A 16,004-nucleotide genomic window follows, 5' to 3' on the forward strand; every position below is an offset into this window, starting at 1 on the left:
GAGACGTTGTGATGCGTGATCTTGACTCTATCGAGGCGCAGAAGCAGGAAGGCCAGGGGTTTCAGTTTCCCGGCGAATTCGAAATTACCGCGATGGGCAATGCCAGCGCGGAACTCACCGTTCTGGTGCCGAAGATCCTTACCGGCATCGGTGTGCGAGTGCTGCACGAAACGGTGAAGCACCGCCACTCGAAAGAAGGCAACTTTGTCTCCGTGACGGTGAGCTTCCACTGCGAAACCCGCGAGGAATACGACGCGGCGCACGTCGCATTGCGCGCCGATCCTGATATTCGCTACACGATGTAAGGCCGGGCCTGGTCGGAAATAGTCAAAAGCCGGGCGTTGCGCACTTGCGACGCCCTCCGGCCACCCCAATGGTGCAGGTTCATGCCTAACGCTACGATGGTCTCGTGACCCCCGATTCCTCACTTTCGCCCATCCATTCCCTGCCTCTGAAAGTTCGCCGCCTCGGCCGCCAGCCTTATGAGGTGACGTGGAAAGCGATGAGCGATTTCACCAATCGCCGCCAAGCAGACACCGCTGATGAGCTGTGGCTGCTTGAGCACGATCCGGTGTTCACCCTGGGGCAGGCCGGCAAGATGGAGCACGTGCTGATGCCGGGCGACATTCCGGTCGTGCCGGTCGATCGCGGCGGCCAGGTGACCTATCACGGCCCCGGCCAGATCGTCGCTTACCCGCTGATCGACTTGCGCCGCGCCGGCCTGGGCGTGCGCGAGCTGGTCAACCGTATCGAGCAGGTGCTGATCGACACCCTGGAGCACTGGAATATCGGTGCCGAGCGGCTGCAAGGCGCACCCGGTGTCTATGTCGGCGGCGCCAAAGTGGGTGCGTTGGGCTTACGTGTGCGGCGTGGTTGCAGCTTCCATGGCCTGGCCTTCAACGTGAACATGGACCTGGAGCCGTATCACCGCATCAATCCCTGCGGTTACAAGGGTTTGGCGGTCACCCAGGTGTTAGACTTGGGTGGCCCGTCGCAGTTGGCGGACGTCGAAGACGTGCTCGTGGCCGAGTTTTGCCGCCAGTTCGGTTTTGATGCCACGTCGGCCGCACCCGAGATTCCCGTCCTCCCTGAACTCCCCGCTCACGCAGCGGTCTAGGCTTGTCCATGAGCGATACCTCCGCATCTCCGTCCAAGGTCATTCCAATTAGCGTCGTTGCCGGTACGCCCGCTGTCGAAAAACAGCTCGGCAACGACAAAATTGCATTGAACCGGGCCGGGTTCGACACCGCCGTACCCACCTTGCGCAAGCCTAGCTGGATCCGCGTCCGCCTGCCGCAAGGCAACGCCGTGCAACAGTTGAAGGCGCGCCTGCGCGAGAACGCGCTGGTGACGGTGTGCGAAGAGGCCTCGTGCCCGAACATTCACGAGTGTTTCAGCAAGGGCACCGCCACGTTCATGATCCTCGGTGAGGTATGTACTCGCCGTTGCTCGTTCTGCGACGTGGCCCATGGCCGTCCCGCACCGCCCGATGCGCTGGAGCCGGCGCGACTGGCCGAGACCATCCACGACATGCGCCTGCGCTATGTGGTGATTACCTCGGTCGACCGCGATGACCTGCGCGACGGCGGCGCCGAGCATTTCGCTTCGTGCATCCGTGCGGTGCGTCATGCCAGCCCAAACATCAAGATCGAGATTCTCACCCCCGATTTCCGTGGTAAAGGCCGTATGGAGCGCGCTTTGGAAGTCCTCAAGGATTTCCCGCCGGATGTGTTCAATCACAACCTGGAAACCGTGCCGCACCTGTATCGCGAAGTACGTCCCGGTGCGGATTACCAATGGTCGCTGGATCTCTTGAAGCGCTTCAAGGCGCAGCACCCGGACGTACCGACCAAGTCCGGCATCATGCTGGGCCTGGGCGAGACCATGGAGCAAGTGCTTGAGACCATGCGCGATTTACGCGCCCATGACGTCGACATGATTACCATCGGCCAGTACCTGCAGCCCACGCCGCACCATCACCCGGTCGTGCGCTATTGGACGCCGGAAGAATTCGACGCGCTGCGCGAGGCAGGCGAGGCCATGGGCTTTAACCATGTCGCCTCCGGTCCGCTGGTTCGTTCCTCCTACCACGCCGATCTGCAAGCCCATGCAGCCGGTGTCACTGAGCAAGCTTGAGAGGCCTCATGAAACTCCGTCCCACGCTAGCCCTGTTGCTCGCCCTCACCATGGCCGGCGCGTACGCGCAATCGCCGGCCGATGCCGGGACGGGCGATGAAGCGCCGCGCAAGGCCTCGACCCTGCCGTTGAAGCCATCCGCCAACCAGCTACAGGCCTCGCAGTTATCGGCGCGCTTCCTGACTCGCTTCCACTACGACTCGCAGCCGTTGGACGACGCGATGTCGGCCAAAATCTACAAGGCTTATTTCGACGGGCTGGATGCCGAAAAGGTGTTCTTCACCCAGGTCGATATGGCTAAGTTCGAGCCGCTGAAAACGCAGTTCGATAACGCGATCTGGAACAAAGATCTATCCGGTCCGTTCTCCGTATTCAATCTCTACGTTCAGCGCGCGGTCGAGCGCATGACGTTTGCTCGTGGCCTGCTCAAGCAGGGCTTCGATTTTTCGACCGACGAAAGCTATGTCTACGATCGCAAAAAAGCCGATTGGCCCAAGGATGCCGCCGAGCTCGATGATTTGTGGCGCAAGCGCACCAAGAACGATTGGCTGCGCCTGAAGCTCGCCGGCAAGAACGACGATGACATCCGCAAGACGCTGGACAAGCGCTATGCCGGTTATATCGAGCGGGTGAAACAGCTCGATAGCGAAGATGCCTTCCAGACCTTCATGAACTCGTATGCCGAGTCCACCGACCCGCACACCGATTACCTCGGCCCGCGCGCCGCGGAGAACTTCGATATCTCGATGAAGCTGTCGCTGGAAGGTATCGGCGCCGTGCTGCAGCAGCGCGATGAATACATCGTCGTGCGCGAAGTCGTACCGGCCGGCCCGGCCGCCAAGTCCGGCAAAATCCATGTGGGCGATCGCATCGTGGCGATCGGTCAGGGCGCCGATGGCGCGATGATCGATGTGATCGGCTGGCGCGTCGATGACGTGGTCAAGAAAATCCGCGGCAAGAAAGACACCACCGTACGCTTGGAAGTCTTGCCCGCCGACGCGGGTGTGGATGGCAAGCACGAGGTGATTTCGATGGTGCGCCAGAAGGTGAGCATCGAAGAGCAGGCCGCCAAAAAGCGTATTGTCGAAATCAAGGACGGCAACGTCAGCCGCAAGATCGGCGTGATCGAGTTGCCGGCCTTCTATTCCGACTTCGGCGCGCGTCGCGAAGGCGATAAAAACTTCAGAAGCGCTACCCGCGATGTCGCCAAGCTACTCGAAGAGCTGAAGGTCGCCGGTGTGGAAGGCGTCGTGGTGGATCTGCGCAATGACGGCGGCGGCTCCCTGGTCGAAGCCAACTCGCTCACCGGCTTGTTCATTGACAAGGGGCCGGTTGTGCAGGTGCGTGACGCGCGCGGTCAGGTCGATGTGCAAGGCGACGACACCCCCGGCATGACCTGGAGCGGTCCGCTGGCTGTGCTGATTAACCGAGGCTCCGCTTCGGCGTCGGAAATTTTCGCCGCGGCGATTCAAGACTGGGGCCGTGGCCTGATTATCGGTCAGCCGTCTTTTGGTAAGGGCACGGTGCAAAACCTGGTCGATCTGGATCGTTTCACTAACGGCAGCAACGAAAAGCCGCAGTTCGGCGAGCTGAAGATGACCATCGCCGAGTTTTTCCGCATCAACGGCGGCTCCACCCAGCTCAAAGGCGTGACCCCGGATATCCAGTTTCCGAAAAATGGCGACGAGAAAGATTTCGGCGAATCCACCTACGACAACGCGTTGCCGTGGACGCAGATCGCGGCTGCCAGTTACAAGCCGGTCGCCGACCTGAAGGCTTATCTGCCGCAATTGCAGAGCAGCCACGATGCACGTACAGCGAAGTCGCCGGCGTGGAAACTGATGCTCGACGAGCTGGCGCAGTACCGCAAAATGCGCGACAAAACCTCGATCTCGCTGAACTTTGCCCAGCGCGAAGCCGAGCGCAAGCAGATGGACGCGCTGCAGGCTGATTTCCGCGCCCGCCACAAAGCACTCGACGGTAGCAGTGCACTTGCCGACGAGAATCAAGACAGCCTCGACGACGGCCTCAACCCGAACGAGCGCAGCCTGAAGGCGCAGATCCAGCAAGAGAAAGACGCCAAGAAGGCTAAGGATCCGCAGGTACAAGAAGCCGCGCATGTGATGTTCGACGCGGTTGGCCTTATCAAGGCCGACCCGAAGCTGGCCGCCGAGGTGTTGCCATATGGCGGCAAGTTCTCGCAATCGGCGACGGCAGCAACGGCAACGACCCAGCCGGGTCCGACAACGCACTGAGTCCTGTAGTTTTTGTTGAGTCTGTAGTTTCTGGTTACTGAAAAGCGGCGCTACGGCGCCGCTTTTTTATTTTATGTTTACCGTCAAGGTCTCGATCTTGCCTGCCGGGCGCGTTGCTGTGCCCCTGCGAACAACCTGATTAGCGTCGAATCTCGGCAGATGTTTTTTCTCCTCCCCCTACCTGTCCCAAAAGGGGGGCAGATCCTGCCTGTGGACTTGTAGCGGCACGGCGCGTACATAAGAGGCCAGCCCCTCAACGAGAGTGCCGCTATGGACATGTTGCCGAACGTCGCACTTGCTGGCGGCTTAGCCTGGGCCAGCGGTATCCGTTTATACGCCACGGTATTCATCGCCGGCCTGCTGGGGCGACTGGGTTTCGTGCATCTGCCGGCGGGCCTGGAGATGCTTACGCACGCTTGGGTACTCGGTGTATCCGGGGTGTTGATGCTGGGTGAGTTTCTTGCCGACAAGATTCCCGGTTTCGATAGCGTGTGGGACGCGATCCACACCTTTATTCGCATTCCCGCCGGTACCTTGCTGGCTTGGGGGGTGTTCAAAGACTCCGCGCCGGGTGCTCAATTCGCTGCCGCGTTATTGGGCGGGGCACTGGTCTCGGGCACTCACTTGGCCAAGACCGGCGGACGCGCACTCATCAATACGTCGCCCGAGCCCTTTAGCAACTGGACGGCCAGCGCGGGCGAAGATATCTCTTTGCTTGGCGGGCTATATCTGATGTGGCAACACCCCATGGTGATGTTGGTGTTGCTGGGGCTCTTCGTACTGCTGCTGATCTGGTTGTTGCCGAAGATCGTGCGCGGTTTGCGGGCATTGTGGCGGCGCCTGCAAAGCGTAAGGTCGGCGCTAGCCGGGCCCGGCTAGCGCCGATTAGCCCTCTTCGCAGGTGGAGAGGGCGCAAAACTATTTGGCTGCGGCTGGCTTGGCCGACTTGGCGGCTTTTTGCTGGAGCCAGCGCAGATACTCCGGCACATGCGGCAATTCGCGCAGCAGCTTCGAGCGCGGGTCGACAATCACCAGCGTGCCGGCAGGGACATCGATGCGGCCTTCGCCATGCTCCATCGGCAGCGTGCGCACGGTGTCACCGACTTGTACCTCCACCGGCAACGGGAACGGCTTGTCGTGCGGCACCTGCCAACGTAGGGTTAGCGTGTCGCCCTGGCGCTGCATGTCGAGCTTGGGCAGTGCCGCTTCGTATAGATAGACGTCGAAGAACCAGTGCAGGTCACGGCCGGTAACCTGATTGACGATATCGATGTAGTCGCGCGTGTTCGCATAGCGTGGGGTGAAGTTGCCCGGCTTGGGGTCGGGGCGGCCATAGACCAGTCGGCGCGTGCTTTCGAAGAACGCTTTATCGCCGATCAGCTCGCGCAGCGTGTGCAGCATCAACGAGCCTTTGTAGTAAATGTCGTTGCCGGGGCCGTGCTCGGCGTCGTACACCTCATGCTCAAACTGACTGCGGCCGGCTACCACCGGGTAAGCATTTTTCAGCTTGGTGCGCTCATCGTGCAGCATCGAGAAGTAAGGCATGTCGCCATAGAGGTATTGGCCGTAGAGCGGCTGCATATACGTGCCAAAGCCCTCGTGTATCCACATATCGTCCCAGTCGGCATTGGTCACTTGGTTGCCGAACCACTCATGGGAAAATTCGTGTTGCAGCAGCCAATCGAAACCATAGGGTCCTTTGGCATAACCGTTGCCGTAGGCATTGATGGTCTGGTGCTCCATGCCCAGGTGCGGTGTTTCCACCACGCCCATTTTTTCATCGCCGAACGGGTAGGGGCCAATCTCCTGCTCGAAGAAATCCAGCATGCGCGGGAATTCCTCGAACAAGGCTTTGGCCTGCTGTTCGTTACCATGCAAATACCAGAATTGCATCGGGATCGTGTTGCCGTAGCGGCTGCTGTAGTTCGCCTGCAGCAACTCGAAGGGGCCGACATTGATCGAAATGGCGTAGGTGGTGGGGTGTTTTGCGCGCCAGTGATAGGTGCGCTTATCGCCCTCGTCCTTGATGTCGATCAGCACGCCATTACCCGGCGCCGCCAGCGGTTTGGGCACGGTTACGTAGAGATCGACCAGATCTGGTTTGCCTTGCGGTTGATCGATGCAAGGCCAGAACAGATCGCAGCCCTCACCTTCGACCGCGCTGGCCACCCAGGGCTGACCATCCGGCGTCTTGCTCCATACAAAGCCACCGTCCCAGGGGGCGCGGTGCGCAGTATGCGGCTTACCGCCGTAGCGCACTTCGACCTGCACCTTGCCACCCACGGCCAGCATGGCGGGTAGTTGAATCCGCAAGCGGCCATCGGGGTTACTCCATGCCGTGACCGGCAATGGCTTGCCATTGAGTCTGATGCCGCTGATCGGCAGGTTGTGATCTAGATCCAGCAATAACACGTCGGTGGCTGCGCGCGCGGTAAAGCTCAGCGTGGCCGTAGCGTCGATACGTTCCTGCGTGGGATCGATGGCAATGCGCAGTTCGGCATGGTCGAAGTGCACACGCGCCTGCTCGGCCGGCATCACGCCACCCGAGCGTATCGTTTGCTCGCTAAGCGGCGGCTGGGCCGGCGCGGCTGCCTGCGTCGCAGGCTTGTCAGCCGCCCACGTGGCGCTGGTACCGAGCAGGGTGGCGAGTGCGAGGGTGAGCAGGCGAGGGCGCAGGGTCATGGGCGGTGGCTATTGGGCGAAGCTTCGCAGGATGGCAGCGAATGCCCGGCAGTGGTATCGCCGAAAGTCATGCTTCAGCCCTGCTGGCCTGGCGCTGGTCCGGGTCCCGGAGATCTTCGGCAGGCTCTCAGTCAGAGGTCGATAGCGCCGAGATTCTGCGGACAATGATGAAGGCGGCGCAGCCGGCGGCACCTAACAGGTAGCCGACGGCTTCGTAGCCACGCTGCGCCGCCTCCGCATGGTCGATGCCGGTGTTGGCAACGAAAGCGATCAAGCTAATCAGGTACAAAATGACCAGCAGGCCCAGCCAGTAATGCGCGCGGTTAGCCACATCGAGCAGAAGCAGGGCAAGCAGCCAGGCCGGTATGACCATGCTGAAGGTGACAAAGGCTAGCAAGGTAAAGCGCCTTCCGATGTCGTTGAGGTGGCAGTAGCTGTCGCCGACCAGATGAAGCCCGATGCCGATGCCGGCAAGGGCGCCCACCACGGTCATGCCGACGGAAAAAGCGGCGCGGCAAATGGGCAGCGACAGGTATCTGGCGAACTTGCTGACGGGTGTCGCCGAGCCCAGTAGATCGCGTGTGCCCAGGCCGGTGAAGAGGGCCAGGTTAAGTAAGCCGACCAGGGTAAGTAAGCCAAACAGGCTTAGCGAGAGCGGGGCGTTAATTAGCCCGTAAAGATCATTCGGCAGCTTGCTGCAGAAATCGACGCCGTACCAGGAGGTGAGCAAACTAAGCAGCAGACTGTAGCCGAAGAACACCGCCGTTGCTTCCAGTGCTGCCGTGGTTCCGACCGCGCGAGCGATGTGCTGCAGATGCTTCAAGGACTTGGGTATGGTCATCATGACGACACTCCTTAAGCCTGGGTCTGACCACCGCTGCCCTCCTGATAAGGGGCAGCGGCGGCCTTGGCGCAACTCACTCAGCGTGTATAGCGTTTCTGCAAAAAGGCGAAGAACGCACGCACGCCCATCGCCTCGCCGCCACGCGGCCGGCCGGGGCGGTCGGCATCGTTCCAGGCATAGGTATCCAGGTGCAGCCACGCCGTGGTGTCGGGTACGAAGCGCTCCATATACAGCGCCGCGGTGATCGCACCGGCATGGCGCGAGGGGCCGCCGTTGGCGAAATCGGCCAGATACGATTCGAGCATCTTGCGATACGGCCGCCACAACGGCAGCCGCCATAGCGGGTCGTTCACAGCGCGGCCTGCTGCGAGCGCGGCGTCGGCCAGATCATCGTGATTCGCAAACAGCGCAGGCAAGTCCGGGCCAAGCGCCACGCGCGCGGCGCCGGTGAGGGTGGCGAAATCCAACATCAGGTCGGGCTGCTGTTCGGCACCGTAGGCGAGCGCGTCGCACAAGACCAGGCGGCCTTCTGCATCGGTGTTGTCGATCTCCACGGTGAATCCTGCGCGGGTGGTGATGACCTCGCCCGGACGCATCGCATTGCCGGATACCGCATTCTCCACCGCCGGAATCAGCAAGCTCAACCGCACCGGCAGCTTGGCTTGCATGATGAGGCCGGCCAGTGCGATGGCATGGGCCGCGCCGCCCATGTCTTTCTTCATCCAGCGCATGCCATCGGCTGGTTTCAGGTCCAGGCCACCGGTGTCGAAACACACGCCCTTGCCGATCACCACCAGTTTCGGATCGCCGGATTTACCCCAGTTGAGTTCGACCAGGCGCGGCGCGCGGTGACTGGCGCGGCCCACCGCGTGAATGGTGGGGAAGTTCGCCTTGAGCAACTCGTCGCCGACCCACTCGCGCACTTTCGCTTTATGAGTCTTGCCGAGCTGCTTGACCGCTTCGGCCAGTTGCTTGGGACCCATGTCCTCGGTCGGTGTGTTGACCAGGTCGCGCACTTGCGCGGTGGCTGCGACCAAGGGTTCAAGCGCTTTGAGATCAGCGGCCGGAATCGCCAGTTTGGCCGGTGCGCGCTTGGCTTTGCGGTAGCGGGTAAATTCATAGGCACCGAGCGCCCAGCCGAGCGCGGCCTGTTGCGCATCGCCGAGTACGCTTTCGTCAGCGAGGTGATAAAGCGCATCCGGAAGCTGTCGCGGTAATCCGGCCAGCGCGCCGAGCGAATCGCCCGCCTCCACACCCACCAGCACGCGCACCAGCTTGCCGCTGGCGTCGGCGAGCAGGGCAAAGCTGCCGGGTGCCGCCTCAAAGCCGCTCTCGGCCAGCCAGCGGCGTTGTACAGCGGTAAGGCGACGACGGCTGGCGGTGTAATGCGCCGCGTCGGTGGTTTCGATGGCGATGCTTTGGCGTTCGCCGGATTTGCGTTCGATCAGGGAAGGCATACAAGGTCCAAACGGAGGAGCGTAAGTTGATAGGGAGCGTAGCGATAATGAGCGCAGGATGCTGGATTGGATCTTTGCTGCGCAATGGTTCGGGGCGTTGGTTGCGGGATGCGTAGGTTGGGCTGAGCAAAGCGATGCCCAACGTTGCGCAACGCTAGGCATCACGGCGCATCCCAAAAGCATGTGATGTTAGGCATCGCGGCGCATTCCAAAAGCATGCGATGTTGGGTATCGCGGTGAACCTCAACATGACGCAACGTTGGGCATCGCTATGCTCAGCCCAACCTACTTCGCATGAGCTTTTAGGCGGGGGGATGCGCGTCGAGCCAGTCGGCTAGTGCGGTCATGTCGCGCAGATCGAGATCGGGTGCGGCACCGAGCGCCTTGGGCCAGTGCCGGCCGGTGCGGTTGATCCAGGCGGTGCGCAGGCCCGCGTTGCGTGCGCCGACCACGTCCAGTTCGGGATCGTCGCCGACATGCAGGATGTTGCCCGGCGCGATGCCAAGCTGCTCCGCTGCGAGGTGGAAGATTCGACGATCGGGTTTGAGTGAGCCGGTGTCGCGGGCGCAGATGTGATGAGCGAAATGCACGCGGATACCGATCTGTTCAAGATCGGCATTGCCATTGGTCAGGCTCGCCACTGGCCAGTGCGTGGTAATGCGTTCCAGCGCGGGCAGGCTGTCGGGATAAAGCTCCACGCTGTTGCGTGCGGTGAAATAAATACCCCACAGCGTATCCAGCGGCGCATCGTCGATACCACAGGCAGCGAAGGCCTGTTGCAAGGTGATGTGACGCTGGGCGGTGAAGTCGTGCGCCAGGTCAGGCCGTTCAAGCGCGACCTTGGCCCGCAGCTCGCGCATGGCCGGGATCGGCCATGCATGGGCGACGCTGGGGTAGTGCTCGCGCAGGTAGGCGTCGAGTTCGCGATCCGCGCGTTCCAGGGCCGGCATAACCGGCCACAACGTGTCGTCGAGATCGAGCGTCAGGGCGAGGATGCGCATAAGCGTCAATGCGCACTTAGCGTCGCGTTAGCGCGAGCTGACGCGTAGCACCTGGCCCTGATGCACCGTGTTGTCCTTGATATGGTTCCAGTTGCGCAATTGGGCCACGTCTACCGAATGCTTCTTGGCGATCGAATACAAGGTTTCGCCGCTGCCGACCGTATAAGTCTTGCTGGCTGCGCTGGGCTTGCTGGTGGTGGCTGTTACCTTGCCGCTGTCCTTGGCCGGCTTGCTGGTGCTTTCTTTGGGCGAGTGGCTTGGCTTGTTCTTGAGCGGTTTGTCGTAGCTGACGAAGACATCGCTGGTGACCTTGGCGAAATCGACGCCGTGTGCGGATGCATTGCTTACCGTCATCGCTTCGCCATGCACGCCCTTGAGGCTGGGTGGCGTGTTGGCTTCCACGCTGCCGGTAACGCCGGCGAGCTGGGGTTCTTCCTTCTTTGCATTGCGTGCTTCAACCGCCTGCTTGGCCTGTTGGGTCAGCGCGGAGGTCGGTGCAACCGCTGCGCGAGCCGCCAGCGTGGCGCCTGGGGCAGACAGCGGGGTCTCGTTGCCGGCGCTGGGGCGTGCGCCCACTTCGGCAAGAATCTTGGCGCGACGCGAGCTATCCATCGCCACCAGCGACGCACCGTCGGCATACGGAATGAGCTGGTGCGAGCGCAATACGGACTTCGCCGCATCGCTGCTGACGAAATCGACGAAGGCTTTGATCTCGGCTGCCTTCGGGCTGTTGGCGTTGGTAATCAGATACAGCGGGGTGAACAGCGAGTAAGCGCCGCTGGCGATGGTGCCGCTGCTCGGTGCCACGTCGTCGATCTTGAGGATCTTCACCTTGCGATTGTTATGCACGCCGGCCAGGGTGGTGGCGCCGAGTGACTTCGGATCGAGCGTTACGGCCTCTTCCAGCTTGGCTGTATTCACATACAAACGCGGTGCGGCCACCGGCTGATTGCCACGACCGAACAGCAAGCGGCGCAGGCTGTGCTCCACACCGTCGCCAGGGCTGGCCACGGCGTATACGTTAATCAGCTCGTCCTTGCCGCCGACGTCTTTCCAGTTGGTGATCTTGCCGTAATAAATGTCGTGCAGTTGGCTCAGGGTCAGGCTGTTGACCGGGTTGGACGGGTAGGTAATCACTACCAGCGCATCCCACGCCACCGGTGTGAACTCCAGGTTGCTCTCCGCGCCGCCGGCACTGCCGCGTGCGCTGCCGGCGAGGTCGGCAGTGCCGCTGGCTACCGCTTCCAGGCCAGAGGCGGTGTTGAACGACTGCAACTCGATTTTGCCCTTGCCGGACTTCTCCCAGGCCTTGGCCACGTCGGTGACCACACCGCGAGCGGTGGTGACATCGCCACGCCACACCAGGGTGGGTCCGGCGGCGATAGCGACCGTCGTGACGCAGGTGCCGATCAGGGCAACGGAAAGTAAGCGGGCAAGGCGGAAGGACATGATGATGGGAAATCCTGGACGATAGTGATGGCGATCGCGTCGCGTGCCGCCATCCAAAGCGTGCAAGCAGGTAACGAAGATTCGGTATTTCAGCCGCCTAGAGGCAAAACATCAAGCACGGCTGCATATTTACGTTTAAGTAGCGATTGAGTGTGAACAGGCAGGCACTCTGGCGTCGGCATGTCCGCATGGATCTCGTTCACTGCAGATCCACATAACGCACCCCATCGTCGCCGGCCACAATCAGCACCAGTTGCCGCGGATTGACCCCCGCGAGGCGTTGTAGCACACGCAGGCTGGCGATGCGCAAATTGCCCACGGCGACCACTACATCGTTGGTCTGCAGGCCCGCCAGTGCGGCGCGGCTACCGGCGCGCACGTCGCTTACCGCTACACCGGTGATGCCCTGGCCGCGCTGGTTTTGCGGCAATTCGCTAAAGGTGACCCCGGCCAGCCGCTGATCCAGCTTGCCGCCGTCGAGCGTGGCCAGTTTTTCAGGCGTCAATGTGGCGCGCACTTCACGGCTGTTACCGCCGCGAAGCACGTTCAGTTTTACTGTGCTGCCGATCGGCAGCAACCCTTCGGCGTTGCGCAAATCCTGCGGGCTACGCAGCGGCTTGCCGTCGACGGCCGTGAGTACGTCACCTACCTGTACCGCCGCGCTATCGGCCACCGAGCCGTTTTGCACCCGCGTCACCACCACGCCATTGCTGTTTTTCAGGCCGAGCATCTGCGCGATACGCGGCGTAATGTCCTGCGTTTCCAGCCCCAGGCTGCCGCGACTGACTTTGCCGTGCGCCACAAGCTGCTGCATCACCTCGCTGCTGAGGTTGCTGGGAATCGCAAAGCCGATGCCGACGTTGCCGCCTGAGGGCGAAAAAATCATCGTATTGATGCCCACCAACTCGCCACGCAAATTCACTAGCGCGCCGCCGGAGTTGCCTGGATTGATCGAGGCGTCGGTTTGAATAAAGTTTTGATAGCCCGAGCCGCCCAGGCCCGAGCGGCTCAACGCCGAGACAATGCCCGAGGTCACTGTTTGCCCCAGGCCGAAGGGGTCGCCCACCGCCACGACAAAATCACCCACGCGCAACTTGGCCGAGTCGGCCAGCGGCAGCGCCTCTAAATGGCTGGCTTGAATCTGCACCACGGCAACATCGGTATCGGGGTCGGTGCCGATCAACTTGCCCTTGAAATCGCGACCGTCTTGCAAGGTCACCGTGATGTCGTCGGCGCCTCCCACGACATGGTTATTGGTCAACACATAACCCTTGGCCGCATCTACGATCACCCCTGAGCCCAGGCTCTGCGCGATGCGCTCGCGCGGCTCGCCGCGCAGACCAAAAAATTGGCGCATCATCGCGTCGTCGAAAAACGGGTCGCGTACCTTTACCCGCGTTTTGGTGGAAATATTCACCACCGCCGGCGTGACTTTTTCCAGCATCGGCGCCAGCGATGGCAGCGGCTGACCATCCAGCGCGGGTGGCAGCGCGGCCTGCGCCGTGATCGGCAAAGCTGTGCCGAGCAAGCTCAGTAGCGCGGCTGCAAACCACGTTACAAGCCGACGGACGGGACGGGCGTGCATGAGGGCTCCTTATCTTCGATGGCAGTGGTATCAAGACGCAGCTTCGACTCACAACATACGTGACGGTTCCGTAGACAAAAGACTTTACATCGAGCGGGCACGAGGGTAACTTTCAATACCGTTCGCAACCACAATATCTTGTGTGTTGGCGCCAGGGTTAAACCCCAAGTGTTGTTGTTGGCGCCACGGTTTCAGGGAGCATTGTTGCAGTCCAGGCAAGGAGTCCAGGCACGACGCCTTTTGGCGGATGGCCTCGATAGCTCTGGCTGTACAGGGGGCCCCGTAGCGAATGGCTAAGCCGATCAGAATAAAAAAACAACGGGACCGTAAAGGTCATACCGAGAGGTCAGGAAGCCGATGAGTATCGTGCGAGCACAAGCCGTGGGATCAAACCAGATGGGATCAGACGTCAGTAGAGAGGCCGCCGCAGCGATTCCGTTGCAGCCGGCGTCGTACGACATCTGGGACAAAAAATACCGCCTGAAAGCCAAGTCGGGCGAGCCCGTCGATGGCAGCATCGACGAGACCTATCAGCGCGTCGCACGCGCGCTGTCCGAGGTAGAAGCCACACCCGAGTTGCGCGAGCACTGGTTCGAGCGTTTTCTGTGGGCCTTGCGCCGTGGCGCGATTCCGGCCGGCCGCATCACCTCCAACGCTGGCGCCTTGGCGCACAAGCCCGCCACCTCCACCATCAATTGCACCGTGTCCGGCACCATCCGCGATTCGATGGACGACATTCTGGAGAAGGTGCACGAGGCCGGCCTCACGCTCAAAGCGGGTTGCGGCATCGGCTACGAGTTCAGCACGCTGCGTCCGCGCGGCGCCTACGTGTCCGGCGCCGGCGCCTACACCAGCGGGCCGCTGTCGTTCATGGATATCTACGACAAGATGTGCTTCACCGTGTCGTCTGCCGGCGGTCGCCGCGGCGCGCAGATGGGTACGTTCGACGTCAGCCATCCCGACGTGAAGGAATTCATTCGCGCCAAGCGCGAAGACGGCCGCCTGCGCCAATTCAACCTGTCCCTGCTTATCACCGACGGCTTCATGCAGGCGGTGGAGCACGATCTTGATTGGCCGCTGGTGTTTCCCGTCCATGTCAAAGAAGAGGACGAGATCGACCTTACCGACGCCAGCAAAGTGGTGTGGCGCGAATGGCCCACGCACGAAAACTACGTCGGCCGCGACGACGGCCTGGTCGCCTGCAAGATCTACGGCCACATCCGCGCGAGGCATCTGTGGGACATGATTATGGTCTCCACGTATGACTATGCCGAGCCGGGGTTCATCCTGATCGACAAGGTCAACGAGATGAACAACAACTGGTGGTGCGAACACATCCGCGCAACCAACCCCTGCGGCGAGCAGCCGCTGCCGCCGTATGGCTCCTGTCTGCTGGGTTCGATCAACCTCACCACCTTCGTGCGCGACCCGTTCGGCCCCAAGGCGCGTTTCGATTGGGACGAGTACCGCGACGTGGTGAAAATTTTCACCCGCATGCTCGACAACGTGGTCGAGATCAACGGCCTGCCGCTGCCGCAGCAGCGCGACGAAATTCTCTCCAAGCGCCGTCACGGCATGGGTTTTCTCGGCCTGGGCACCACCCTGACCATGCTCAAGCACCGCTACGGCACCGCCGAGTCGGTCGCTTTCACCGAAGACGTATCGCGTGAAATGGCCGTTGCCGGTTGGGAGGTCGCCCTCGACCTGGCCAAGGAAAAAGGCCCGGCGCCCATCCTCAGTCGCGACTTCACCGTCACCGGCGAGATGCTGCGCAAGCGCCCCGAAATGGTCAGCGACGGCTACAGCATCGGCGATACCATTCCCGGCCGCGTGCTGCACGCCAAGTACAGCCGCTATATGCAGCGCATCGCCAGCATTGCGCCCAACCTGGTGGCCCAACTGGCCGAAACCGGCGCGCGCTTTACCCATCACAGCTCGATCGCGCCCACCGGCACCATCTCGCTGTCGCTGGCTAACAACGCCAGCAACGGTATCGAGCCGAGCTTTGCCCATCACTACTCACGCAACGTGATTCGCGAAGGCCGCAAGACCAAAGAAAAGGTCGAAGTGTTCAGCTACGAGCTGCTGGCCTACCGTGCGCTTATCAATGCAGACGCCTTGCCGTTCAGTACCGATACGCTGACCAAACTGCCGGATTACTTTGTTGCCGCCGACGACATCAGCCCGAAAGAGCATGTCGACATCCAGGCCGCGGCGCAGTTGTGGGTCGATTCGTCCATCTCCAAGACGGCGAACGTACCCACCGACTACCCCTACGAAGATTTCAAAGACATCTACTTTTACGCCTATAAACAGGGTCTGAAAGGCTGCACTACCTTCCGCTTCAACCCCGCCGCGTTCCAGGGCGTGCTGGTAAAAGATTCCGACCTTGAAAGCACCCTCTACCGGTTCGAGCTCGAAGACGGTAGCGTTATCGAACTGAAAGGCAACGAAGAAGTGGAATACGATGGCGAAACGCACACCGCCGCTAATTTGTTCGATGCTTTGAAGGAAGGCTATTACGGCAAGTTCTAAATGACCGGTGCATGCGTAGAATGCGCGTGGCTAACATTAAAGAGCTAGCAGTAAGCACGT

At 61.3% G+C, this 16,004-nt stretch carries 12 protein-coding genes; 6 read left to right on the plus strand and 6 right to left on the minus strand.

Features of this window, described 5'->3' with window-relative positions; translation table 11 throughout:
* The first annotated feature begins 11 nt into the window (after window positions 1-11).
* The 5 genes from DVJ77_RS04210 to DVJ77_RS04230 all read left to right on the plus strand — a co-directional run bounded on the left by DVJ77_RS04210 (window position 12) and on the right by DVJ77_RS04230 (window position 5,270).
* Window positions 12-305, plus strand: coding sequence for a DUF493 family protein (locus DVJ77_RS04210; protein ID WP_114844244.1), 294 nt, complete (start codon window positions 12-14; stop codon window positions 303-305).
* 140 nt (window positions 306-445) lie between these two features.
* Window positions 446-1,117 carry a lipoyl(octanoyl) transferase LipB gene (gene lipB / locus DVJ77_RS04215; protein ID WP_225427862.1) on the plus strand — a complete coding sequence of 224 codons (672 nt, stop codon included), beginning with the start codon at window positions 446-448 and terminating at the stop codon, window positions 1,115-1,117.
* A gap of 8 nt (window positions 1,118-1,125) precedes the next feature.
* Window positions 1,126-2,136: a lipoyl synthase gene (lipA, locus tag DVJ77_RS04220; protein ID WP_114844245.1), complete on the plus strand. Its 1,011-nt coding sequence runs from the start codon at window positions 1,126-1,128 to the stop codon at window positions 2,134-2,136.
* An 8-nt stretch (window positions 2,137-2,144) separates the two neighbouring features.
* Complete coding sequence (locus DVJ77_RS04225; RefSeq protein ID WP_114844246.1) at window positions 2,145-4,391, plus strand: carboxy terminal-processing peptidase; 2,247 nt, start codon at window positions 2,145-2,147, stop codon at window positions 4,389-4,391.
* 270 nt (window positions 4,392-4,661) lie between these two features.
* Window positions 4,662-5,270, plus strand: coding sequence for a DUF4126 domain-containing protein (locus tag DVJ77_RS04230; RefSeq protein ID WP_114844247.1), 609 nt, complete (start codon window positions 4,662-4,664; stop codon window positions 5,268-5,270).
* Window positions 5,271-5,309: 39 nt separating this feature from the next.
* On the opposite strand, the gene DVJ77_RS04235 is transcribed toward DVJ77_RS04230, so the two are convergent.
* From DVJ77_RS04235 to DVJ77_RS04260, 6 genes are all read right to left on the minus strand, one after another.
* A complete protein-coding gene (locus tag DVJ77_RS04235; RefSeq protein ID WP_114844248.1) occupies window positions 5,310-7,073 on the minus strand; it encodes a M1 family metallopeptidase in 1,764 nt (587 codons plus the stop codon).
* A gap of 127 nt (window positions 7,074-7,200) precedes the next feature.
* On the minus strand, window positions 7,201-7,917 hold the full coding sequence (locus DVJ77_RS04240) for a hypothetical protein (protein WP_114844249.1): 717 nt from the start codon (window positions 7,915-7,917) through the stop codon (window positions 7,201-7,203).
* 77 nt (window positions 7,918-7,994) lie between these two features.
* Window positions 7,995-9,374, minus strand: a complete 1,380-nt coding sequence (locus DVJ77_RS04245) for a leucyl aminopeptidase family protein (RefSeq protein ID WP_114844250.1) — start codon at window positions 9,372-9,374, stop codon at window positions 7,995-7,997.
* 302 nt (window positions 9,375-9,676) lie between these two features.
* A complete protein-coding gene (locus tag DVJ77_RS04250; RefSeq protein ID WP_114844251.1) occupies window positions 9,677-10,375 on the minus strand; it encodes an HAD family hydrolase in 699 nt (232 codons plus the stop codon).
* 27 nt (window positions 10,376-10,402) lie between these two features.
* Window positions 10,403-11,824: a LysM peptidoglycan-binding domain-containing protein gene (locus DVJ77_RS04255; protein WP_114844252.1), complete on the minus strand. Its 1,422-nt coding sequence runs from the start codon at window positions 11,822-11,824 to the stop codon at window positions 10,403-10,405.
* A 199-nt stretch (window positions 11,825-12,023) separates the two neighbouring features.
* Window positions 12,024-13,409, minus strand: coding sequence for a Do family serine endopeptidase (locus tag DVJ77_RS04260; protein WP_114844253.1), 1,386 nt, complete (start codon window positions 13,407-13,409; stop codon window positions 12,024-12,026).
* Window positions 13,410-13,805: 396 nt separating this feature from the next.
* Here DVJ77_RS04260 and DVJ77_RS04265 point away from each other — a divergent pair, with 396 nt between their 5' ends.
* Window positions 13,806-15,944, plus strand: a complete 2,139-nt coding sequence (locus DVJ77_RS04265) for an adenosylcobalamin-dependent ribonucleoside-diphosphate reductase (protein WP_225427863.1) — start codon at window positions 13,806-13,808, stop codon at window positions 15,942-15,944.
* Window positions 15,945-16,004: the final 60 nt, after the last annotated feature.

The organism is Dyella tabacisoli (genome assembly GCF_003350925.1).
GTDB lineage: Bacteria > Pseudomonadota > Gammaproteobacteria > Xanthomonadales > Rhodanobacteraceae > Dyella_C > Dyella_C tabacisoli.

Excerpts from the sequence above, each read along its gene's own strand:
- DVJ77_RS04260 (WP_114844253.1), bottom strand. The coding sequence starts at position 13,409 with ATGCACGCCCGTCCCGTCCGTCGGCTTGTAACGTGGTTTGCAGCCGCG.
- DVJ77_RS04230 (WP_114844247.1), top strand. The coding sequence starts at position 4,662 with ATGGACATGTTGCCGAACGTCGCACTTGCTGGCGGCTTAGCCTGGGCC.
- DVJ77_RS04210 (WP_114844244.1), top strand. The coding sequence starts at position 12 with ATGCGTGATCTTGACTCTATCGAGGCGCAGAAGCAGGAAGGCCAGGGG.
- DVJ77_RS04225 (WP_114844246.1), top strand. The coding sequence starts at position 2,145 with ATGAAACTCCGTCCCACGCTAGCCCTGTTGCTCGCCCTCACCATGGCC.
- DVJ77_RS04255 (WP_114844252.1), bottom strand. The coding sequence starts at position 11,824 with ATGTCCTTCCGCCTTGCCCGCTTACTTTCCGTTGCCCTGATCGGCACC.
- DVJ77_RS04240 (WP_114844249.1), bottom strand. The coding sequence starts at position 7,917 with ATGATGACCATACCCAAGTCCTTGAAGCATCTGCAGCACATCGCTCGC.
- DVJ77_RS04235 (WP_114844248.1), bottom strand. The coding sequence starts at position 7,073 with ATGACCCTGCGCCCTCGCCTGCTCACCCTCGCACTCGCCACCCTGCTC.
- lipA (WP_114844245.1), top strand. The coding sequence starts at position 1,126 with ATGAGCGATACCTCCGCATCTCCGTCCAAGGTCATTCCAATTAGCGTC.
- DVJ77_RS04265 (WP_225427863.1), top strand. The coding sequence starts at position 13,806 with ATGGGATCAGACGTCAGTAGAGAGGCCGCCGCAGCGATTCCGTTGCAG.
- DVJ77_RS04250 (WP_114844251.1), bottom strand. The coding sequence starts at position 10,375 with ATGCGCATCCTCGCCCTGACGCTCGATCTCGACGACACGTTGTGGCCG.
- DVJ77_RS04245 (WP_114844250.1), bottom strand. The coding sequence starts at position 9,374 with ATGCCTTCCCTGATCGAACGCAAATCCGGCGAACGCCAAAGCATCGCC.